Below are 22,005 nucleotides of genomic sequence, written 5' to 3'. Positions count from 1 at the left end.
ATCCGTGATAGCGGCGGATGCGTACGGCTCCCGGGTGTACGCATCAACGGCGTGGACGATTGAGGAGACGCGATGCCGCAGCCGCCGAAGGAACTGAACCCGACCGGATCGGTCAGAGAACGATTCGGCGCTCACCTCCGCCACTGGCGCATGGTCCGGCGCTTGACACAGACGCGGCTCGGCCACCTGGTCCACGTCAGCGGCAACCAGATCGGAAAGATCGAAAAGGGTGAGCGGCTGTGCCGGAAACCGCTGGCGCGCCTTCTCGACGCCGCTCTGGACACCGGCGGAATCCTGGAGTGGATGTGCCCCTATGCCGAAGCCGAAGCGGACAACGAACGGCATGATGCGTACAAAACCAAGGGCAGGACAGGCGCCGGTCGTACGGGTGTTCCGGAGTCGGTCATGCTGTCACTCGACGACGAGACACTGCGCGACAACTGGAGTGATGTGCGACGCCGTTCTTTCCTCACCGCCGGGGGCGTTTCCGCGATAGCGGCCTCTCCCTTCTCCCACCTGCTCGCCCCCACTGAGCCCGCACAGCTTCCGGCCGTGGTGCGCCTCCAGGACATCGAGCAGATCCAGGACGCTGCAAACGTCGTCTCCGGTTGGGACAACGCCTACGGTGGGGGCGGCATCGTCCGCCAAGTCGCCACAGCGCAGCTGAAGTGGGCTTCCGCCCTCCTCGAGTGCCGTTGCCCGGAGAAGATCCGACCTCATTTGTTCGCTGCCGCCGCCCGCCTAGGCATGGTTGTCGGCGCCACAGACTTCGACGCCTATGCACACGACGACGCTCGCCGTGTGTTCGCGTTCGCCGCCGCCTGCGCCGAGGAAGCCGGGGAGTGGCACCTGCGTGCGAAGATCTACAGCTTCCGGGCCCGGCAGGCCATCTGGCTCGGCGACGCGGACACCGGGTTAACCCATGCAGAACTCGGCCTTGCCCGCTCCGAACGACTCACTGCCACCGAGCTCGCCATGCTCCACACCGCCCGTGCCCGCGCCTACGCCAAGCTCGGCGACACCGAAGCCGCCCTCAAGGCAATCGGCGCAGCAGATGAGGCATTCTCCCGCCGTGTCCCGGAGGCCGATCCGCCGTGGATGGCCTACTACGACGAGGCCCAGCACCAGGGCGACACCGGGCACGCCCTGTACGACATCGCCCTCGCCGGTCACCATCAGCCGACAGCCGTCGAACGCTTCGACACCGCGGTGAAGCTCCACACCGATGCTTACGTGCGATCGCGGGCGATGTCCCGCACGAAGCTCGCCGCCTTGAACATGGCCGTCGGCGACCCGCGCGAGGCCGTCGCCATGGGAGAACTGGCCCTTGAGGATGTGGGGCAGATGCGTTCTAGGCGGGCAGCAGACGGGCTGCGGGAACTCGCAGCCCTCGGGTACCGGCACCGGGCCATCCCGGAGGTCGTGCAGCTGCGAGAGCGTATCCAGGAGGCGATCAACGCGTGAGCGCCGTCGTCATCCAGTCCCGTCGCGTCCTGGAGGAAGCCTGCCGCCGGGCCGGCCTTTCCGCTGTGGGGGCGGAGCCGATCCGGATAGCGGGGAATGCCATCTGGCGACTGACCGGTCGGATCGTCGCCCGCATCGGTCGCCCCGACGGTCGAGCTGTAGCCGAACGCGAACTGGCCGTGGCCCGCTGGCTCACCGCCAACGGGATCAGCACGGTTCGGCCGGCCGTCACCGACGAACCTGTCCTCGCTGCTGGTCGACCGGTGACGTTCTGGGCCGAACTGCCTCCCCACCAACCGGGTACCGCAGGTGATATCGCCCGGCTGCTGAAGCAGATGCACGCGCTCAGCCCTCCCGGCTCCCTTGGCCTGCGGCCGTTGGATCCCCTTACCAAACCAAAGCGCCGGATCGCCGAAGCCGGCATCCTCACCCCGGACGACCGGAGCTGGCTCCAAGACCACGCCGACCGGCTCAGTGCGGACTTCGCACGGCTCCCGTCCGGTCTGCCGTTCTGTGCTCTGCACGGCGACGCCTGGGACGGCAACGTCGCTGTCGACGCCGACGGCATCGCGTACCTCCTCGATCTGGAGAACACCTGCTATGGCCCCCCGGAATGGGACCTGGTTTCCACAGCGGTGAAGCGCATCACGACCGCCACTGTCACCGTGCCTGAGTACGAGGACTTCTGCGCCACGTACGGCATGGACGTGACCTCGTGGCCCGGCTACCCGGTACTGGCAGGCATCCGGGAACTGCGCATGGTCACCTTCGCCCTCCAGATCGCCGATGAACACCCACACGCCCGCGCCGAGGCACAACACCGCGTCGACTGCCTCCGTGGCCGCAAGGGCGCACGCCCATGGACATGGACAGCCGTGCCGTGACCGGAAAGTCTCTCCGCGAAGACTTACGGAGGTGTCCGAATGACCAGTGGCCAAGGCGGCACCACGCCTCGGCAGCGGCCTGACCTGACGAACACCGCGAGTTCCAGGAGGAGGCGCTTGTCCTGCTGCGTGCAGCCGTCGGGCTGGAGCCGCATGCCGAGTACGACGCTCGGATGCGTGACCTCTGACCACAGGGTCTGGGCCGGAAATGTCGCCGGTGCTGTCACGCGTGGCAATGATCTCGCGCCCACGCACTCTGGGCGGGCGCCTCCGTTATGCCAACTGGGCCGCGGCCTGGAACAGGCGTAATCCTGCTCACGCCACATCCAACCTGGAAGAGAGAGGATGGGAGAGAGCCGGTGTCGCCGCCGGCCCCTGCTGGAAGGGAGATCCCGGTGACAGCATCACCCACCTTGGACGACGACCAAGTGACGGAGCTGGTCGGTGAGGCAGTGGCTGCCCCCTCCATGCACAACGCACAGCCCTGGCGTTTCCGGTACTCACGGGGAAACGGCACGTTCCGTCTGTACGCGGACCCGGAGCGGGTCATGCCCCACTCCGACCCCGACGGCCGAGCCCTGCACATCGGATGCGGAGCCGCCCTCTTCAACCTTCGCGTCGCCCTCGCGACGGCCGGCTTCCAATCGGACGTCGCACTGTTGCCCGCCTCCCAGGACACCGCCTTGCTGGCTCTTGTCCACACGGCACCGTCCGAGGACGGTGAGGACATTGGGCTCAGGCTGCTCGGGTCCGCGATCCACCAGCGGCACACCAGCCGGTACCCGTTCGCCGAAAAGGCGATTCCGGAGAACGTACGCACTGCTCTCGTAGACGCCGCGCAACGGGAAGGAGCCGTGCTCTCCTTCCCCGAGTCCTGGCAGTCGCGCTGGGTGGAGGAACTGGCCGAGGAAGCCGAAGCGCGAAACCTCACCGACCAGGGCAGTGAGCAGGACCTCGCCCAATGGACGCGGATCGGCGCCGGCGAAGCGGACACGGCGACGGACGGGGTTCCGGAGTACGCCTTCGGTCCGCGCAAGCACGGCGGACGGGCACCGATGCGCGACTTCTCGGGCGGGAAGCCGGTGGCCGATCGCGGAACAACGCCCTTCGAGGACGAGCCGCATCTTGCCGTGCTCAGCACGGACGGCGACGAACCGCTGCATTGGCTGCGCGCGGGGCAGGCCATGCAGCGCGTCCTGCTCCTCGCCACCCTCAAGGGCCTGGCCACCTCGTTCTCTACCCAGGCACTGGAATGGCCCGACCTGCGCTGGCCCCTGCGCGACCCCCTCACCGGTACCGGCCAGGTACAGATGATCCTGCGTCTCGGCTACGGACCGCAGGGCCCGGCTACACCCCGGCGCCCAGTCTCTGACGTTCTGGTCCTCGAAGACTGACCCTTGGCTTCGGGCGCCTCCAGTGGCTGTTCTGCCCGGCTGGACTCAGGCTGGAGGGGACGACGAGTCACAGAGGGCTCGGAGGGCGTACGTCGATCGCACGGAGGTGACCCGCCATGGAGCCGGCATCCATCACCGTCGGGCTCGACGGTTCTCCCGAGAGCCTTGAGGCTGCCCTCTGGGCATCGGACGAGGCGGACCGCCGCGGACTGGGCCTGCGCCTTCTGCATGCCTGGGTCCTGCTGGCCGGCGAACCTTCCACCGGCCTTCCGGCCGACCAGGATCAGAACTACTGGGCGAAGCGCATCGTGAGGGCGGCTGTGGCAGCCGTGCACGAGCGACACCATGACCTCGCTGTCATCGAGGACCTGGTGGCGGAAGAGCCCGAGACCGCGCTGCTACGGGCTGCTGAGAGTTCAACGATGGTCGTACTGGGGTCACGGGGTCTGGAACGCGTCGAGAGCTTCTTCCTGGGCGACATCAGCCTTCAGGTGGCAGGCAGGGCCGAACGGCCGGTGGTACTCGTACGGTCCGCGGCAGCCGGGGCTCGACCACCCGTCGGTACCGACGAGGGGGGCGTGGTCGTCGGCGTCAGTCTGCATGGCCCATGCGACAGCATGCTGGAGTTCGCCTTCGAGACGGCTGCGGCACGAGGTGTGCCCTTGCTCGTCGTGCATGGCTGTCCGTTGCCGGTGCAGGCTTACGCACCCTGGGGCGTCGATCCCGACGTGGCCGGCGAGATCAGCAAGGAGGCCGGGGAGAAGCTGTCCCAGGCCGTGCAGCCGTGGCGCGAGCGCAACCTGGACGTCAGGGTGACCACCACTGTCCGGCTGGGAAGCCCTGCCCGTGCCGCCCTCGGGGCGGCCGAAGGAGCCGGTCTTCTGGTGGTCGGTAGACGCAGGCACCACCAGCCCTTGGCACCACGCCTGGGGAATGTCGCACAGGCGTGCGTGCACCACGCCCGGTGCCCGGTCGCCGTCGTCCCCCACAACTGAGGCGCGGGGCCGATGGGGCCTGAACGCGTGGCGCTCCGGAGGGAGGGCGGGCTATGAAAGTGTCGGCGTTGATGACCACGCCCGCGATCACGGTGAGCCACCAGGCCACCGCAGCGGAGGCAGCCGTGCTCATGGCGGAAGAGGCGGTGGGCTGCGTTGCGGTCACCGAGGGTGACATTTTGGGTGGCATTCTCACTGATCGTGACATCGTGGTGCGCAGTGTCGCACAAGCCGCCGGGTCGGACGAGCCGGTCATCCGCCTGATGAGCACACCCGTGGTCACCGTGAGCGCATCGGACGATCTGGACGTCGCCTACCGACTGTACCGACGCGAAGACATCCGGCGCCTGGCGGTATTCGACAGCAGGCGGCTCGTCGGCGTCCTCACCGTCGACGACCTCTTCGCCGACGCCCTGCAGCGTCTGGCGGACCTGCTCGGGCCCGTCTCGCGGAGCGCACTGCGCGAGCAGGCGGACGACAGCCGCCCGCGCCCGCGTTCGGCCCCCTGAACCGGAACGGGAAGCGAGACTGGCCATGGGGGAGTGGACCTGGGAGTACGAGGGCTACGACCCCACCACGGAGCCCTTGCGGGAGACGCTCCACACGCTCGGGAACGGCTACTTCGCGACACGAGGCGCGGCGCCCGAATCCCGGGGAGGGCTGGTCCACTGCCCGGGCACCTACGTGGCCGGCTGCTACGACCGCCTCGTCTCCTCGGTGGCGGGCCGCCAGATCGAGAACGAGGATCTGGTCAACCTTCCGAACTGGCTGCTCCTGCGCTTCCGGCTGCTGTCTCCCGACGGCTCGCCCGGGCCGTGGTTCACGCCGGACGTCTGCGAGGTCACGGACTACCGGCAGGTGCTCGATCTCCGGCAGGGCACACTGACCCGGACCTTCCGGTACCGGGCGGTCGATGGTCGCGTGTTGCGGGTGGAGCAGTGCCGTCTGGTCCACATGGGCGACCCGCACATCGGAGCCTTGCGGACGGTCTTCGTGGCCGAGGGGTGGGGCGGGCGGATCGAGGTGGAGGCCGGGCTGGACGGGAACGTCACCAACGCCAACGTGCACCGTTACCGCGCTCTGGACCGCCGTCACCTCACCGGCGTGCACGTCGGGGTGGCGGAGCCGGACAGGGTCTGGCTCCGCTGCCGTACCAGGACGTCGGAAACCGGCATCAGCATGGCCCAGCGAGCCGAGGTCGTCGGGCCGCCACCGGTGTCGGCCTCACTGAACGCGGCAGGGCACCTGGCGGTCCACCGCTTCGAGCTCGCCCTGCCCGAGGGGCAGCCCATCACGCTGGTCAAGACCGTGGCGCTGCACACGTCCCGTGACCGGGCGATCAGCGACCCACTCGCAGCGGCCACCGAACGGGCGGCCCGCGCCCCGGACTTCGCCGCGCTTCTCCACTCGCATGCCGTTGCCTGGAGGCAGTTGTGGCGACGAGCAGAGCTTGAGGTGCCGGGCGAGGCGGGCCACGTGTTGCGCCTGCACCTCTTCCACGTCCTGCAGACGCTCTCCCCGCACACCGCGGACCTCGACGTCGGCGTGCCGGCGCGGGGACTGCACGGGGAGGCGTACCGGGGGCACGTCTTCTGGGACGAGCTGTTCGTGCTGCCGTACCTCAACCTGCACTTTCCCGAGGTGTCGCGGGCCCTGCTCGACTACCGTCACCGGCGGCTCCCGCAGGCTGTGTGGGCGGCGCGGCAAGTGGGCCGGGCCGGCGCGGTATATCCCTGGCAGAGCGGCAGCGACGGCCGGGACGAGAGCCAGCGGCTGCACCTGAACCCGCGCTCCGGCCGTTGGCTGCCCGACCATACCTGGCTCCAGCGGCACGTCGGCTCCGCGATCGCGTACAACGTGTGGCAGTACTGCCAGGCCACCGGCGACACGAAATACCTGCATACCAAGGGCGCGGACATGGTGCTGCAGATCGCCCGCTTCTGGGCGAGCAGCGCGGTTCTCGACCCTGCGAGTGGCCGGTACCGCATCCGCGAAGTCGTCGGCCCCGACGAGTACCACGACGCCTACCCCGGCGCCGGCCGACCCGGCATCGACGACAACGCGTACACCAACGTCACGGCCGCGTGGGTTCTCGCCCGCGCCCTCGATATCGCCCGTGGTATTCCGGCCCGGCGCCGGCAGGAACTCGTCGAACGCGGCAGCCTCGACACTGGCGAACTCCCGCTGTGGGAGGAGCTCTCCCGGCGCCTCATGGTGCCGTTTCACCAAGGGGTCATCAGTCAGTTCGACGGCTACGGGGAGCTGGCCGAGCTGGACTGGGACCGATACCGGGCACGCTACGGCAACATCCGCCGACTGGACCGCATTCTCGAAGCCGAGGGCGACGCGGTCAACCGGTACCGGGTATCGAAGCAGGCGGACGTGCTGATGCTCGGCTATCTCTTCTCGCCGGCTGAACTCGCCTCGCTCTTCAAGCGTCTCGGCTACCGGCTCACGGACGAACTCTGGCAGCGCACGGTCGACTACTATCTGCGCCGCACCAGCCACGGTTCCACCCTCAGCGAGGTCGTCCACGGCTGGGTCCTGGCCCGCGCCCGCCGCGCCGACGCATGGCGCTACTGCCATGAAGCGCTCGAGGGCGATGTCGCGGACCTCCAGGGCGGCACCACGCCGGAAGGCATCCACCTCGGTGCCATGGCCGGGACCCTCGACTTTGTCCAGCGTGGCCTGACGGGGCTGGAGACCCGGGAGGATGCCCTCTGCTTGGACCCGGTGGAGCTGCCGGAACTCTCCGAGTTCGGCTTGACCCTCCGCTACCGGGGGCATTGGGGCATCGGAGTGCGGGTGCGGAGCGACGAGTTGACGGTCAGTGTGCCGGACTCGGAGGAGTCGGCGGTCAGGATCGTCCTGCCCGATCGCTCGCTCACCGTGCTGCCGGGCGCGGGGACCTCGGTGAGATTGCCCGGGCGACAGAACGGCTGAGGCTCACCGGGTGTGGATGGTGCGCCCGGTCACCTGGCCGGGGCGAATCCGGATCCACAGGTCCCGCTTGCCGCCGGCCCAGGGTTCCGCTCCTGGGCGGGTGGCGAGGGCCTCGACCGTGCCGGGGTCGATGATGTGCTCGGCCGTTCCGGTGATGAGGACGCTCCAGCCGCGGCTGAGGTGTTCGTCGATGTGGTCGGCTTCGAACGCGAGCTGGTCCGCGTCGGCTGCGGCCGCCGCGCCTCCCGTCTCGGTTCGGTAGACGATGGTGCGGCCGTCGACCAGGAAGTTCACGGGCAGGACGACGGGTGCGGGCCCGGCGGTCAGGCCGATCCTGCCGATGCCGTGCGTGCCGAGTTTCTGCCAGCAGTCGTCTTCGGAGAGCTGCGCGAGCAGGGGGCTGGTACCGGCGGGCTGCTGGCCGGGTGCCGCCTCACGCGGGCCTCCCGCGAGTTCGTCGTAGGGCATCTCCAGGGCGGCGGCGAGGCGGATGAGGGCGGCGGGGTCGAAGTCGCCGCTGAACGTCTCCAGCTGGCTCAGGTAGGCGGCGGACATGCCGGCCCGGTGTGCCACCTCTTCCCGGGTCAGTCCCAGCTGCTCGCGGCGCACTGCGCAGCGGATCGCCACCGTGTCCTTGTGCGGACCGGCGGAGTCCGTGTCGGGGTCGCCGGGTCGCGGCCCGCCGTTGTGCATCGTCCCAGCCTCCACGTGGCCGCCCGGTGCGGGGTGCCGTCGCCGGCGGTCCGCGGCTCGCTAGCCGCCTCTTCCAGGGGATCAGAACGTGAGGGCTCGTGCCAGTGCTGTGCAGCCGACCGGGAGCCCGGACGGTGGCGCCCGGGCTCCCGGTCGGCGTTCAGCTCGTCGGGCCGTCCAGGCGGAGGTCGACGTTGACGACGCCTTCAGCGGCCCTGACCAGCCGTGCCACGAACGGGACCATGGTCGCGTCGGGCAGGTGGCCCGAGAGGGTGACCACACCTTCGGTCACCTGGACCTCGACGGTGGGGCTCCGGTGGGGAAAGAGGCGGGCGATGACCTCGTCGCGGACCTCCTGCGCGATGTCCTCGTCGCTGCGGAGGTAGACCTTGAGCAGGTCGGCGCGGCTGACGATGCCGGCGAGCATCCCTTCGGCGTCGACCACGGGCAGGCGCTTGACGCCCTTTCGGGCCATGATGCGGGCGGCTTCGGCGACGGTGGCATCCGCGTGCACGGTGACGGCGGGAGTGCTCATCAAGTCCTCCGCGGTCCTCGCACCCGCCTTCGCCAGGTCACCGAGCTGCTCGGGCCGGGCGACGTCGGTCGGCTCGCGTCCCTTGTACTCCTCCTTCGACAAGAGATCGGCCTCGGAGACGACGCCGATGACACGGCCCTCGCCCGCCAGGACGGGCACGGCGCTGACCTTCCACTCCGCGAGCGTCCGGGCGATCTGCTTGTAGGGCGCATCACCGCTGACCGCCACGACGGTCTGCGTCATCACGTCACTGACGGTGCGCTGCGTGCGGTACATCTCTGGCTCCTCGTGAGAGTGCCCGCGCGTGGTCATGCGGCGGGGAAGCCGCCTCCGGTGTCGTCCGTCGTGTACGTCAGGCGCTGGTGGACCGAGACGACGCCGTCCACTGAACGGCACAGATGTTCGATGAGCGGGATCGTGCTGCGGGTCTCGACGTTGCCGGTGAGGATGACCTGTCCTTCGGACACCTCGGCCCGCACCGCCGAGGGTGCCAGACCCATGGTGCGTTCCAAGAGATCGCGTTCGATCTCGGAGCGGATGGCGGCGTCCTCGCGGAGGAAGACCCGCAGGATGTCGGCCCGACTGATGATGCCGACGAGATTGTCGGTCTCGTCGACCACCGGCAGGCGCTTGACGTTCTGCGTCGTCATCAGCCGGGCGGTCTCCACGACGTTCCACTCCGGCCGCGCGCACACCGGGGGAGCGGACATGAGTTCCTCGGCCCTGGCGCCTTCCGCTTTGGCACGCTCCCACGCTTCGAGACTGGGTACGGCCACGCGGCCGAAGGGGTCGGGCTGGTCGGCCGACTTGCGCATCAGGTCCGCCTCGGAGACCACGCCGACCACTCGGCCGCTGGGGTCGACGACCGGCACCGCCGTGACGTCGTTCTCGGCGAGCTCCCTGACGATCTCCTTGAACGGCGTGTCCGGCCGCACCCGCACCACGTTGCGGGTCATGAGCTCATCAACCGTCCGGTGCTGCAGCATGACGTTCGGGTCCCTTCCGGAAGATCCCAGATACTCCCGTTTATGTCAGCTGTGCGGTACAACCGCCACCGGACATCTGACATGGTGGACCGCAGCGTGGGTTACGGGGCCGATATGCGCGCCGAGGGCCGGCCGGTGCACACGACGGCCGACGACCAGGAGCTCCGCGTCCCTGGCTGCCTCGACCAGACGCTGGGCGGCCGGCCCGGTCGTCAGCCACTTGTCCACTTCCACGCCCGGCCACTGCTGCCGCCATGGGGCCAATCGGCCCACGAGGACGCCGCCGCCCGGTTTCTCCTCGCCTTCACTGCCGTCGGTGGCTTCCTGCTGTCGGGCGTGGACGACCCGCAGCACGACCTGCCTGGCCGCCGCGGCGCGGAAGGCGAAGTCCACCAACGGGCCGTACGAACCATCCCGCCCGACCCCCACCACGACCGGACCGTCACCTCCGCGCACCGGCGGCTCCACCCCGGCACGGACCAACACCACAGGTACGGTCGCGTGGGCGACCACCGCCAGGCTCACCGAGCCCAGCAGCCACCCCTCGAAGCCGCCGAGCCCTCGCGATCCCAGCGCGAGCAGCTGCGACTCCCGGCCCGCCTCGATGAGTGCCTTCGCCGGCAGCTCGGAAACGCCGTCCACGTCGACCCGCAGGCCCGGATGCGCCTCGGCCAGCTCCTGCCGAACGGTCTCGATCCTGCCCTCCGCCCATTCGCGCTGGGCGGAGACGCCGGGGGAGAACTGCAGATTGCTGGTCCTCCACTCCAGTGCGTGTACGACGCGCAGTGGCGCGTCCCGTGTCACGGCCTCGCGCGCGGCCCAGGCCACGGCGGCGAGGCTCTCCTCCGAGCCGTCGACGCCCACAGCGACCGGACGTGCCACGATGACCACCTCCACGGGTGGGCGGTGCCCGGGCGCCGCTCCCACTCACTGCTGTTCGGCCGCCGCCACATGCTGTTTCACCGGGACGAAGCTGTCGGGTGCGACAGAGACGGAGTCGATCCCGGCTGCGACCAGGAACGCCGCGAAGTCGGGGTCGTCACTCGGGCGTTGACCGCACAGGCCCACAGGACGGCCTGCGTCATGGGCGATGGAGATCAGGGATTCGATGCTCCTGGTCACCGCGCGGTCCGTCTCGTCGAAGAGCCCGGCCAGCTCCTCCGAGTCGCGGTCCACGCCCAAGGTGAGCTGCGTGAGATCGTTGCTGCCGATGGAGAAGCCGTCGAAGCGCTCGGCGAATTCGCGAGCGAGAACAATGTTCGCCGGGATCTCCGCCATGACGTACACCTGCAACCCGTGCTCACCACGCCGTAGTCCTTCCTGTGCCATGACTTCCAGGACACGGTCCGCTTCCGCCGGAGTACGGCAGAAGGGGATCATCACTACGACGTTGGTCAGTCCGAAGCCCTCGCGCACCCGCCGGATCGCCTGGCACTCCAGGGCGAATCCTTCCCGGTAGCCCTCGCTGTAGTAGCGGCTGGCGCCACGCCACCCGATCATCGGGTTTGCCTCGGCCGGTTCGAAGGGGCGGCCGCCGACCAACTTGGCGTACTCGTTGGTCTTGAAGTCGCTGGTGCGCAGGATCACCGGAGCCGGCCATCGGGAGGCGGTAATGGTGGCCACCCCGCGCGCCAGACGATCGACGAAGTATTCGGCACGGTCGGCATACCCCGCGGTGAGCTCGTCGACGGCGTGCCGCTCCTCGGCGGAGAGCCGGCCGGGCCGGAGCAGCGCCATGGGATGGACTTTCACCTGATGGGCCACCATGAACTCCATACGGGCCAGCCCCACGCCGTCCGCCGGCAGCTGCCACCAGCGGAAGGCCGCGGCTGGGTCCGCGAGGTTCAGCATGACCCGGGTACGCGTCGCGGGCAGCTCCGTGACGTCGATGTCCGTCTCCTCGTAGCCGACCAGGCCTGCGTAGACGCGGCCTTCCGAGCCCTCGGCGCAGGAGACGGTGACCGGGTCGCTGTCGGCCAGGACGGCCGTCGCGTTGCCGGTGCCGACGACAGCCGGGACACCGAGCTCCCGGCTGACGATGGCGGCGTGGGAGGTGCGTCCGCCGTGGTCGGTGACAATGGCCGCGGCCCGCTTCATCAGCGGTTCCCAGTCGGGGTCGGTCACCGACGTCACCAGCACCGAGCCGGTGGGGAAGCGTTCCAGCCCCACGGGGGTCGCGAGCGCGCACGCCGGGCCGGCGCCCACTGCTTCACCCACGGCCACCCCGGTGACCAGGCATTCGCCGGTGCCGGTGAGCTTGTAGCGGCGCAGCACGGCAGGGGCCCGCCGGGATCGTACCGTCTCGGGACGGGCCTGCACCACGAACACCTCCCCGGTACGGCCGTCCTTGGCCCACTCCAGGTCCATGGGCGTCCCGTAATGCCGCTCGACCGCCACGGCCCACTCGGCGAGCGACCGCGCTTCGCCGTCGTCGAGCACGCGCGCACCACGCTCCGCACGGCCGGTGTCCACCGTGCGGGTGAGGCCGCCCTCGGCGTAGACGACCTTGATGAGCTTGCTGCCGGTCGCCGCACGGATCACCGGGTTCAGGACCGGATTCTTGAGCAGGGGCTTGAACACGACGTACTCGTCAGGATCGACCTGCCCGCTGACGACGCTCTCGCCGAGCCCCCACGCCGCGTCGATCACCACGACCTCCGGGAACCCGGTCTCGGTGTCCAGAGTGAACATCACCCCCGAGCAGCCCAGGTCGGAGCGGACCATCAGCTGCACGCCGACCGAAAGGGCCACGGCGAGCTGGTCGAAGCGCATCCGCTCCCGGTAGTCGATCGCCCGGTCGGTGAAGAGGGAGGCGTAGCAGCGGTGACACGCGTCCAGCAGCGCTTCGCCACCGCGAACGTTGAGGTAGGTCTCCTGCTGCCCGGCGAAGCTCGCCTCGGGCAGGTCCTCGGCGGTGGCGCTGCTGCGCACGGCGACATCGGGATCGGTACGCCCGGCCTCGTGAGCGAGCCGGGCGTACGCCTGGATGACCTCGTCCCCCAAGGCCGTGGGCAGGGGCGTGGCGAGGATGTCGGCGCGGATCGCCGCGCCCACCTCCGACAGCGCCGCGCCTGACGGCAGGCGGGCCAGATGCCCGGCGATCCGGTCGCCCAGGCCATCCGTCCGCAGGAACTCGCGGTAAGCGTCGGCGGTGGTGGCGAACCCGTCGGGGACGTTGACCCCTACGGGGGCCAGGTGCCGGATGAGTTCACCGAGCGAGCCGTTCTTGCCGCCCACTACGGACACGTCCGAGCGGCCCAGCTCGGAGAAGGGGATGACGCGTCCGGTAAGGGGCATCGCACCTCCTTGGCGAGCACGGAGCCGCCATCGGTTTGGGCGCCCCGGACGTCCTGGCGGCGACGCCGTCAACGGGAGGGCCCATCCGCTTCTCGCGGATCCCGATTGCGCGGTGCACGGTCGTGAACCGCTTCCCCACGTCTCTTGCGGGTTCCTCCCGCCACTTCCATCACACCACGCTCAGGAGCTCCCCGCCAGGGCTTTGACCAGCCACCCTTCACGCACCGGCCGGTCCGGTGGTCAGGATGCGGTCGGGGAGGGTGAGCCGGTACCGAGCATCTTCCGCATCTGCGCGATCTCTGCGGTCTGCGAGGTGACGATGCTGTCCGCCAGCTCCTTGGCCGGCGCGTAAGAGCCTCGCCGTTTCTCGGTGTTGGCCATCGAGATCGCGCCTTCATGGTGCTCGATCATCATGGTCAGGAACATCTTGTCGAACGCTGTTCCCGTCATGCCCTTGAGGCTGTTCATCTGCTGGTCGTCCATCATGCCGGGCATGCCGGTGGGACTTCCGTGGCTCATGCCGCTCATCCCCGGGGGACCGGCTCGCCCCAGGCTCTCAGCCAGGCGGTCATGGTCTCGATCTCCGGCGCCTGCGCCTTCTTGATCCTCTCAGTGAGTGCCTTCACCTCGCCGGAGGAGGAGTGGGCCTGGACCATGTCGGACATGACGATGGCCTGGCGGTGGTGCGGGATCATCCCCTGCGCGAAGGTGACGTCGGCCTGGTTGTGCAGTCCAGCGGGGGCGGAGGCCGATCCGGAGGGGGTGGCGCTGGTGGACGTGCCGGCCGATCCCCCGTTGTTGCTGTTCCCGCCGCAGGCAGCCAGGACGAGCGTCGCCGTCACCGCGACAGCAGTGGCCGAAGCAGCGCGGCGGGCCTGAAGGCAGAGCGTGCTCATGTCGGGAGCTCCTGGCTACGGGGAGGTTCTCGGCATACGTCTACGTGACGAGAGGCATCAACGAGGGTTGCCGCGCCGCAGGAGCGATTCTTCAGGCCCGTCTGCCCCTGATGTGGCGATCGCTCTCTTCCGGGTGTCCAGCCGGTGGGCGAAGTAGCGCTCTGTGGCCGCATGGACGGCGTCGCGTCAGCGCTGGCGAAGGGCGGGCAGCGGCGGCACAAGGCGGCAAGGCGGAGGGTCGCTCAGCAGAGCCGGCCGGTCAGGAGCAGTGTGCCGGTCAGTTCTGTGGTGGTCATCGCCGGGCTCCGCGGAGTCAGGAGCGGTTGTCGCGGCCCATGCCGCGCATCATCAGCACCATCATGCCCATGCACATGACCGCGGTGATGAGAAATCCGGGGCTGAGGAGGCCCGTGGCGACCAGCATGATCGCCGCGACGAGCATCGGGACACAGCAGGTGATCATCATCCATCCGTGCCCGCCTCGCTTGCCGTGCCCTGGGGAACTTGCGTGGGTGCTCATGACGCGCTCCTCGGTGGGCGAGCGCCAAAGGCGGAGGGCGGGAGCCTGCCCGGTCAGGGTTTCGCCGGGCCCGGTGGCGAGCCGCGGAGAGTGGCCAGGCGACGCTGGTATTCCTCCTCGTCGATCTCGCCGCGTGCGTACCGCTCGGCGAGGATCTGTTCGGGGCTGCCGGGCGCGGGGCCTTTGTGCCAGCTGGTGTGTTCGCCACCGGGCGGGACTGCCGGGCGGGCGAGGGACCGGAAGAGGAGCACGGCGACGGTGATGATCAGCCCCCAGAACAGGATCATGCTGATCGTCATTGCGAACCAGCCCCAGCCACTCATGCCGTGGCCGTACCAGAACATCATTGCGCTTCACTTCCCCAGGTCATCCGGGGTACGGGTCCTGCGGTGGGGGGGCACCTACCTCCATGGTCTCTCCTTGTCGCGCCGACTGGTGGAGGACGGAGGGCTCGTTCGCGCGGGTGAGTGGGCCCTCTTGTTTGTCGCGATGCAGGCTGGAAGGTGAACGAGGCGGTTCCGGCCAGGGACGGAGGCCTGTCATGGGTGTCGCCGACGCCATCGCGGCTGTGGTAGCGGCAGGGCTGATCGCGGCCCTGGGATGGTTCTTCTTCGGACCCCGCAGAGCCGGCGCCGCGAAGATCGAAGACGGTGTCCAGCGGGCCGACATCACGGTGCGGGGCGGCTACAGCCCCGACGTCGTCCTGCTGCGCCAGGGCGTGCCGGCGGAGCTGGTCTTCGACCGGCGGGAGACCGGGGAGTGCACCTCCCGGGTGGTCTTCCCCGATCTGCACGTCAGCGCGGCGCTCCCTGCCTTCACCCGCACCATGGTGCGGCTCAGCCCCGACCGGGCCGGGTCCTTCGGCTTCGCCTGCGGGATGAACATGATCCGCGGAACGCTCGTGGTCGAGCCGGCGGAGGACATGACACCACCGGCCGCCACTGGGGGCGAGCCAGAGGCAGCGGCCAGGCCCGCAGCTGGGGCACCGTCCGAGGGACCGGCGGCCGAGGCGGAGGCAGTCGAGTCCGCCGAGCGGCGGGCGGAGATCTCGGACCTGACCCGCCGGGTCGCCGTCGGCGCGGTCCTGACCCTGCCGGTGCTGTTCGCCGTCATGGCCCACGAGCTGTTCGGTGCCGCCTGGGTGCCCGGCTGGCTGCTCAACCACTGGCTCCAGCTCGTGCTCGTCACACCGGTGATGTTTTACACCGGGTGGCCGATCCACTCCACAGGCTGGCTGACTCTGCGCCACCGTGGCGCCGACATGAACTCCCTGATCACCCTGGGTACCACCGCCGCCTACGGCTACAGCCTGCTCGTCACCGTCGCCCCCACTCTGTTCCCGGTGGACGTGCGCGGGGTGTACTTCGAGGCGGTCGGGGTGATCCTCGCTCTGATCCTGCTCGGCCGCCTGCTGGAGGCCCGCGCCAGGGCCGGCACCGGAGAGGCTATCCGCGCCCTGCTCGGGCTCCAGGCCCGTACCGCCCGGGTGATCCGCGAGGGCATGCAGCAAGAGGTCCCCGTCGAGGACGTCGTCGTCGGCGACGAGATCATCGTCCGGCCCGGCGAGAAGGTACCGGTCGACGCCGAGGTGCTGTCGGGCTCCTCGCCGGTGGACGAGTCCATGGTCACTGGCGAGCCCATGCCGGTCACCAAGCGGGCCGGGGACACCGTCATCGGCGCCACCGTCAACGGCACGGGATCCTTGCGCGTACGCGCCGCGAAGGTCGGCGCCGACACCATGCTCGCCCAGATCATCCGCCTCGTTCAGCAGGCCCAGGCGTCCAAGGCCCCCATCCAGCGCCTCGCCGACGCCGTCTCCGCCTACTTCGTGCCCGCCGTGATAGCCGTCGCGATCGCGACGTTCGCCGTCTGGTTCACCATCGGCCCCGCCCCCGCGCTGACCCTCGCGCTCGTCTCGGCGGTGGCCGTGCTGATCATCGCCTGCCCTTGCGCACTCGGTCTGGCCACTCCGCTGTCGGTCATGGTCGGCACCGGCAAGGGCGCGCAGGCCGGCATCCTCATCCGCTCCGCCGAAGCCCTGGAGACCGCCCACAAGCTCGACACCATCGTCCTGGACAAGACCGGCACCGTCACCGCGGGAAAGCCCGTCCTCACCGACGTCCACGCAGCCCAGGGCATCACCAAGGACGAGATGCTGACGCTGGTCGCCGCGGCCGAGGAGGCCAGCGAGCACCCGCTCGCCGCAGCGATCGTCACCGGCACCCGCGAACGTGGCCTCACCCTGCCCGAGGCGAGCGACTTCACCTCCGTGACCGGCAAAGGTGTTCGGGCGACGGTCGCCGGTCACGCCGTGCTGGTGGGCACCGCCCGTCTGCTCACCGACGCCGGCATCGACACCTCCGCGCTCGAAGCAGTCGCGACGGGATTCTCCGCCCAGGGCAAGACCCCCGTCCTCACCGCCGTCGACGGACGCCCGGCCGGAGTGCTCGCGGTCGCCGACACCGTCAAGGAGGACTCCGCCGACACCATCACCGCGCTCAAGCAGCTCGGCCTGGACGTCGTCATCATCACTGGCGACAACGCCCGCACCGCCGAGGCCATCGGCGCACAGGTCGGCGTGGAGCGGGTCCTGGCCGAGGTCCTGCCCGAGCACAAGGCCGACGAGGTCCGGCGCCTGCAGGCAGAGGGGCGCACGGTGGGCATGGTCGGCGACGGCATCAATGACGCCCCCGCCCTGGCCGCCGCCGACGTCGGACTCGCCATCGGCACCGGCACCGACGTGGCCATCGAGGCCGCCGACATCACTCTCATCACCGGCTCGCTGACCGGCGTCGTCACCGCCATCAGGCTGTCGCGCGCCACGATGCGCAACATCCGCCAGAACCTGTTCTTCGCCCTCGTTTACAACGCCGTCGGCGTCCCCGTCGCCGCCGGTGCCCTCTACCCGTTGTGGGGCATCCGCCTCAGCCCCATCATCGCCGCGGCCGCCATGGCTCTCTCCTCCCTCTCCGTCGTCATCAACTCCTCCCGGCTACGCCGCTGGGCAGCCATGCCCCGCAGCCGGAGTACAGGGCTGTGACACCGATGGACGGTACGTCTGAGCAACCATCGACAATGCCCGGATCATGGGTATGGAGTACCGGCTGACGGGAGCGCGGGATCATGGTGGGAGTCGTCGCATACGGAGTGACCGCCGATGAGCGGCCTCTGCTGGAACGAGCACTGGGCGGGAAGTACGACCTGCGCTGCCTGGACCTCATCCTGGACCGGGACACGGCAGCGACGGCGGCGGGCCGCCAGGTGGTGTGCAGCAGCGTCAACGACGTCCTGGACGAGGAGGTGCTGCGGACTCTCGCCGCCGGCGGCACGGAACTCGTCACTCAGCGGGCCACCGGTTACAACAACATCGATCTGACGGCGGCGCGGGCGCTCGGCCTGTCGGTGGCCCGGGTGTCCTGGTACTCGCCGTACTCGGTGGCGGAGTTCGCCTGGGCGCTGGCCCTGGCGGTCAACCGCAGGATCCCGAGGGCGGTGACCCGCACGCGGGACTTCGACTTCCGGCTGGACGGGCTGATGGGCCGGGACTTCCACGGGCGCACCGCCGGCATCCTGGGCACCGGCAAGATCGGCACGGCGTTCGCCCGCATCGCCGCCGGCTTCGGCATGCGGTTGCTGGGGTACGACGTCGCGCCGAGCGACGAGTGCCGCGCGCTGGGCGTGGAGTACGTCGAACGAGACCGGTTGTTCGCGGAGTCCGACCTGCTGAGCCTGCACGCACCGCTGGTGCCCCGGACCTACCACGTGGTGGATGCGGCGGCGCTGGCGCTGATGCAGGACGACGCCATCCTGATCAACACGAGCAGGGGAGGGCTCGTCGACGCCCACGCGCTGGTGGAGACCCTGCTCGCAGGTCGGCTCATGGGCGTGGGCCTGGACGTGTACGAGGAGGAGGCGGGCGTCTTCTTCTTCGACAAGTCGCTGGAGGTGATGGCGGACGACACCCTGGCCCGGCTGATGACCTTCGGCAACGTCCTGGTCACCTCCCACCAGGGTTACTTCAGCCGGGACGCGGTCGAGGAGATCGTCGGGACCACCGCCCGGAACATCGCCGACCACTTCGCCGGTCGGACCGGCGACAACACACTCGTGCCGCCCGGCGTCGGCGGAAGAGGGACGGAGCGGTAACCGCGGTGCGCCTTCCTCACTTCCGTGGTCTCCCGGTCCGGTGACTCACCTAGGCACTGTTTCTCGGATCTCCTTACCTGAGTGGGGTGTTGGGGTCATGCTGGCTGTATGGGCCGTGGGGATTTGACGAACGCGGAGTGGGATCGACTGGAGTCGTTCTTACCTCCTGGTGGTGCGCGTGGGGGCCGGTGGAGCGATCACCGTCGGGTGATCAACGGTGTGCTCTACCGGGTGAGGACTGGGGTGCAGTGGCGGGACCTGCCGGAGCGGTTCGGGCCGTGGGAAACGGTCTACAAACGGCATCGTCGCTGGTCAGCTGATGGAACGTGGAAGATGCTGCTGTCTCGCATCCAGGCAGCCGAGGACGCCGCGGGCGGGATCGACTGGGACGTGTCGGTGGACTCGACGGCGGTGCGGGCTCACCAGCACGCCGCTGGCGCGAGGAAAGCGTCGGCGGCCGCGGTTCCTCAAAAGGGGGCCGGCCGGGGGACGAACCAGGTCGATCCGGTGCTACGGAAACTGGCCGTCCGACTGGAGGAGGTGGTCAGATCGGCGAGTGTCTCGGACGTTCCCGCGGAGGATTCACCACCAAGATCCATCTCGTCGCCGAGGGACGATGCCGACCCCTCGCCCTCGTCCTGACACCCGGACACCACGGCGACGGCCCACAGCTCGAGCGCGTGCTGGAGCAGGTCCGCGTGCCCCGGGCCGGAGCCGGACGGCCCCGCACCCGGCCCGACCATCTCCTGGCGGACAAGGCCTACACGTCTCGGAGAAATCGCCGCTACCTGCGGCGACGCGGAATCCGGCACACCATCCCCGAACGTCTCTACCAGCGCAGACACCGGCAGAACCGAGGATCCCGAGGCGGCCGGCCCATCGGCTTCGACAGCGAACGCTACAAGAAGCGCAACACCGTCGAACGCGCCATCAACCGCCTCAAAGGCTTCCGCGCCGTCGCCACCCGCTACGAGAAACGCGCCTATATCTACCTCGGCACCGTCACACTCGCAGCCCTCGCTATCTGGCTCCGAACATGATCCGAGAAACAGTGCCTAGGGCGTGTCCGACGGGTCGTGTGACCTGGCTGATGGCGGGTCGTTTCGGTGAGTGCGGGGCGGGTTGATCTTTCTAGCAAGGAGTGGGTGCGGCTTGAGGTGCACTTGCCCAAGAACGTGGGGCGAGGCGGGCGTTGGGCGAACCATCGCCGAGTGGTCAACGGGATCCTCTTCCGGCTTCGCACGGGCGTTCCGTGGCGGGATCTGCCGGGGCGGTTCGGGAAGTGGAAGACGGTTCATGATCGTCATCGCCGGTGGTCGACCGACGGTACATGGGACCGGATCCTGCGGGCTGTCCAGGCAGATGCCGATACTGAAGGACGTGTGGACTGGTCCATGGTGAGCGTTGACTCCACTGTGTGCCGCGCCCGCCAACATGCTGCTGGTGCACGCAAGCAGCCCGCACGGCAGGCCGACAGGCGCTCCCGAGCTGCCCAGCACCGCGCTGATGAAGCCCTTGGCCGCTCACGGGGCGGGCTCAGCACGAAGATTCACCTGGCCGGTGAAGGCGGACTGCGGCCCCTGGCCCTGCTGCTCACTCCGGGGCAGTGGGGCGACGCGCCGCAGATGATCCCGGTGTTGGACCGCATCCGTGTCCCACGCCCGGCCGGCGGGCATCCCCGCACCCGTCCCGACCATCTGAGCGGCGACCTCGATGCCTATTAGGCGTACAGCTCCCGCCGCAACCGCCGCTGTCTGCGGCGTCGGCAGATCAAGCACACTGTCCCGGAGCCGGAGAATCAGCGGGCCGACCGACGACGCCGTGGAAGCGAGGGCGGTCGGCCCACCGGGTTCGACAAGTCGGTCTGCAAGCGCCGGAATGAAGTAGAGCGACTGATCAGTAAGCTGAAAACGAACCGGGCTGTGGCGACACGCTTCGATAAGCGGGCTTACGTTTTCCCCAGCACCGTGACGGTCGCTTCCCTCCGCCTCCGGCTACGTCGGTAACCTGCGGTTCAGCCGTTCATGAAACGGGACCCGGCGCGACGGGGAGGCCGCGGAGAAGCGTACGTCCGCGAGAGTGGGCAGCGGTGGTTCAGCGGCACAGGGCCGATGCCACGGTCTTCTGGAGGTGTTCCACGGCTTCGTTGGTCGTGATCTCCAGGGTCATCGTGACGCTCGCGGCGCGGCCGTCGTCGGTGGCCGCGGTCCAAGTCCCGTAGCCGGGGATGGTGCCGCTGTGGGCCCAGGCGACGCGCTTGCGGCCTTGGTCGTCGTTGCACGGCAGCGGCATCGTGATGATTCCCAGCCCGGCGTTGTGGTCCGGGTCGTTCTCCCTCATCCGCACGGTGGTGCGCATCGCGTCGAGCTGGGGCTTGTCGAGGAGACGGCCGCCCAGCAGCGCGGAAAAGAAGGCGTTCAGGTCGGAGTTGGTGGAGACCATCGCGCCTGCCGCCCAGGACGCGGAGGGGTCGATCTCGGTGACATCGCGTACAGCGCCGGGCTGGTCCTGGCGGTAGCCCTGGGGGTGGCGCTCCCGGATGGTCGTCTCACCGGGGGCGGGGAAATACGTATGGCGCAGCCCGACGCGCTGGATGACGCGCCTGGTGACCTCCTCGGCGAAGGGCCGTCCGGTGACCTTCTCCACGATCAGCCCGGCCAGCAGGTAGTTCGTGCTGCTGTATCTCCACTTCCCCTTCGCTCCCGGTGTGAAGGCGGCTTCGTGCCGGAGGGCGATGTCCAGGGCGGTGCGGGGTGAGACGTAGCGGCGTTCCAGGATGTCGCTGGTGACGTCCTCTTCGTAGTCGGGAAGTCCGCTGGTGTGCTGAAGGAGCTGACGCACCGTGATCTGGTGTCCGTCGATCCCCTTCCCGCGCACGAGCCCCGGCAGGTGCTTTTCCACCTTGTCGTCCAGGCCGATCTTGCCTTCGCCGACCAGTTGCAGCACGACCACCGCAGTGAACGTCTTGCTCACGCTACCGATCCGCACCTGGCCGTCCCGGGGCACCTTCGCGTGCGTGTCACGGTCCCCTTCCCCCTCGGTATAGGAGCGGACGCGCCCGGCACCATCCCGCACGCTCGCCAGCGCGCCTGGCGCGCCGTCGGAGTGCACCAGTGTCTCCAGTCCCTGTCGCACAGGGTCTGGACCGGCGGCGGTTGCGGGTACCGCCACCCCGGCGGTGACGGCGGTGGCCAAGGCAAGGGCGGTGAGCGCGAGGCGTTTGCGCACGGAGGTTCCTCCAGAACATCATCG

Annotated in this window: 19 protein-coding genes and 1 pseudogene; 10 read left to right on the top strand and 10 right to left on the bottom strand. The window is 69.3% G+C overall.

Going from position 1 to position 22,005, the window contains the following annotated elements; translation table 11 throughout:
• The first annotated feature begins 72 nt into the window (after positions 1-72).
• The 6 genes from SMD11_RS05185 to SMD11_RS05160 all read left to right on the top strand — a co-directional run bounded on the left by SMD11_RS05185 (position 73) and on the right by SMD11_RS05160 (position 7,680).
• On the top strand, positions 73-1,464 hold the full coding sequence (locus SMD11_RS05185) for a helix-turn-helix transcriptional regulator (RefSeq protein ID WP_087925294.1): 1,392 nt from the start codon (positions 73-75) through the stop codon (positions 1,462-1,464).
• A complete protein-coding gene (locus SMD11_RS05180) occupies positions 1,461-2,348 on the top strand; it encodes a phosphotransferase enzyme family protein (protein WP_087925293.1) in 888 nt (295 codons plus the stop codon). Before SMD11_RS05185 ends, SMD11_RS05180 begins: the two co-directional genes overlap by 4 nt.
• A 413-nt stretch (positions 2,349-2,761) precedes the next feature.
• Complete coding sequence (locus SMD11_RS05175; protein WP_418952411.1) at positions 2,762-3,742, top strand: Acg family FMN-binding oxidoreductase; 981 nt, start codon at positions 2,762-2,764, stop codon at positions 3,740-3,742.
• A gap of 116 nt (positions 3,743-3,858) precedes the next feature.
• Complete coding sequence (locus SMD11_RS05170) at positions 3,859-4,737, top strand: universal stress protein (RefSeq protein WP_087925292.1); 879 nt, start codon at positions 3,859-3,861, stop codon at positions 4,735-4,737.
• Between the two features lie 53 nt (positions 4,738-4,790).
• Positions 4,791-5,246: a CBS domain-containing protein gene (locus SMD11_RS05165; protein ID WP_087925291.1), complete on the top strand. Its 456-nt coding sequence runs from the start codon at positions 4,791-4,793 to the stop codon at positions 5,244-5,246.
• A gap of 25 nt (positions 5,247-5,271) precedes the next feature.
• Entirely contained in the window at positions 5,272-7,680 is a 2,409-nt protein-coding gene (locus SMD11_RS05160; protein ID WP_087925290.1) for a glycoside hydrolase family 65 protein, read from the top strand.
• A gap of 3 nt (positions 7,681-7,683) precedes the next feature.
• Here SMD11_RS05160 and SMD11_RS05155 read toward each other — a convergent pair whose 3' ends face one another.
• The 9 genes from SMD11_RS05155 to SMD11_RS05125 form a co-directional block, all read right to left on the bottom strand.
• Positions 7,684-8,373 (bottom strand): pyridoxamine 5'-phosphate oxidase family protein, encoded by a 690-nt coding sequence (locus SMD11_RS05155; protein WP_087925289.1) that lies wholly within the window; start codon positions 8,371-8,373, stop codon positions 7,684-7,686.
• Between the two features lie 160 nt (positions 8,374-8,533).
• Complete coding sequence (locus SMD11_RS05150; RefSeq protein WP_087925288.1) at positions 8,534-9,184, bottom strand: CBS domain-containing protein; 651 nt, start codon at positions 9,182-9,184, stop codon at positions 8,534-8,536.
• Between the two features lie 32 nt (positions 9,185-9,216).
• Entirely contained in the window at positions 9,217-9,891 is a 675-nt protein-coding gene (locus SMD11_RS05145; RefSeq protein ID WP_087930297.1) for a CBS domain-containing protein, read from the bottom strand.
• A gap of 48 nt (positions 9,892-9,939) precedes the next feature.
• Positions 9,940-10,776, bottom strand: coding sequence for a universal stress protein (locus tag SMD11_RS05140; protein WP_159395223.1), 837 nt, complete (start codon positions 10,774-10,776; stop codon positions 9,940-9,942).
• Between the two features lie 45 nt (positions 10,777-10,821).
• Positions 10,822-13,191 (bottom strand): phosphoenolpyruvate synthase, encoded by a 2,370-nt coding sequence (gene ppsA, locus SMD11_RS05135; RefSeq protein WP_087925286.1) that lies wholly within the window; start codon positions 13,189-13,191, stop codon positions 10,822-10,824.
• A gap of 240 nt (positions 13,192-13,431) precedes the next feature.
• Positions 13,432-13,710: a DUF305 domain-containing protein gene (locus SMD11_RS36985; protein WP_324614690.1), complete on the bottom strand. Its 279-nt coding sequence runs from the start codon at positions 13,708-13,710 to the stop codon at positions 13,432-13,434.
• A gap of 5 nt (positions 13,711-13,715) precedes the next feature.
• Positions 13,716-14,087, bottom strand: coding sequence for a DUF305 domain-containing protein (locus tag SMD11_RS36980; RefSeq protein WP_324614689.1), 372 nt, complete (start codon positions 14,085-14,087; stop codon positions 13,716-13,718).
• Positions 14,088-14,400: 313 nt separating this feature from the next.
• Positions 14,401-14,607, bottom strand: coding sequence for a hypothetical protein (locus SMD11_RS35300; protein ID WP_159395222.1), 207 nt, complete (start codon positions 14,605-14,607; stop codon positions 14,401-14,403).
• A 53-nt stretch (positions 14,608-14,660) separates the two neighbouring features.
• Complete coding sequence (locus SMD11_RS05125) at positions 14,661-14,954, bottom strand: SHOCT domain-containing protein (protein ID WP_087925285.1); 294 nt, start codon at positions 14,952-14,954, stop codon at positions 14,661-14,663.
• Positions 14,955-15,148: 194 nt separating this feature from the next.
• Between SMD11_RS05125 and SMD11_RS05120 the strand changes: the two genes are divergently transcribed.
• The 4 genes and pseudogenes from SMD11_RS05120 (at position 15,149) to SMD11_RS05105 (ending at position 20,759) form a co-directional block, all read left to right on the top strand.
• On the top strand, positions 15,149-17,647 hold the full coding sequence (locus tag SMD11_RS05120; RefSeq protein ID WP_087925284.1) for a heavy metal translocating P-type ATPase: 2,499 nt from the start codon (positions 15,149-15,151) through the stop codon (positions 17,645-17,647).
• An 83-nt stretch (positions 17,648-17,730) separates the two neighbouring features.
• Positions 17,731-18,753 (top strand): 2-hydroxyacid dehydrogenase, encoded by a 1,023-nt coding sequence (locus tag SMD11_RS05115; protein ID WP_418952410.1) that lies wholly within the window; start codon positions 17,731-17,733, stop codon positions 18,751-18,753.
• A gap of 108 nt (positions 18,754-18,861) precedes the next feature.
• Positions 18,862-19,793 (top strand): IS5 family transposase gene (locus SMD11_RS05110; RefSeq protein ID WP_418952409.1). Its coding sequence is split into 2 segments (ribosomal slippage): positions 18,862-19,227 and positions 19,230-19,793, totalling 930 coding nucleotides; the frame shifts between segments, so codons are not numbered across the junction.
• A 66-nt stretch (positions 19,794-19,859) separates the two neighbouring features.
• A pseudogene (locus SMD11_RS05105) lies at positions 19,860-20,759 on the top strand (IS5 family transposase).
• An 88-nt stretch (positions 20,760-20,847) separates the two neighbouring features.
• Here SMD11_RS05105 and SMD11_RS05100 read toward each other — a convergent pair.
• Complete coding sequence (locus tag SMD11_RS05100; RefSeq protein ID WP_418952397.1) at positions 20,848-21,888, bottom strand: serine hydrolase domain-containing protein; 1,041 nt, start codon at positions 21,886-21,888, stop codon at positions 20,848-20,850.
• Between the last annotated feature and the right edge of the window lie 117 nt (positions 21,889-22,005).

The organism is Streptomyces albireticuli, from assembly GCF_002192455.1.
GTDB lineage: Bacteria > Actinomycetota > Actinomycetes > Streptomycetales > Streptomycetaceae > Streptomyces > Streptomyces albireticuli_B.
The sequence above is the reverse complement of the archived record's forward strand: the minus strand, read 5'-3'. Positions and strand labels throughout refer to the sequence as shown.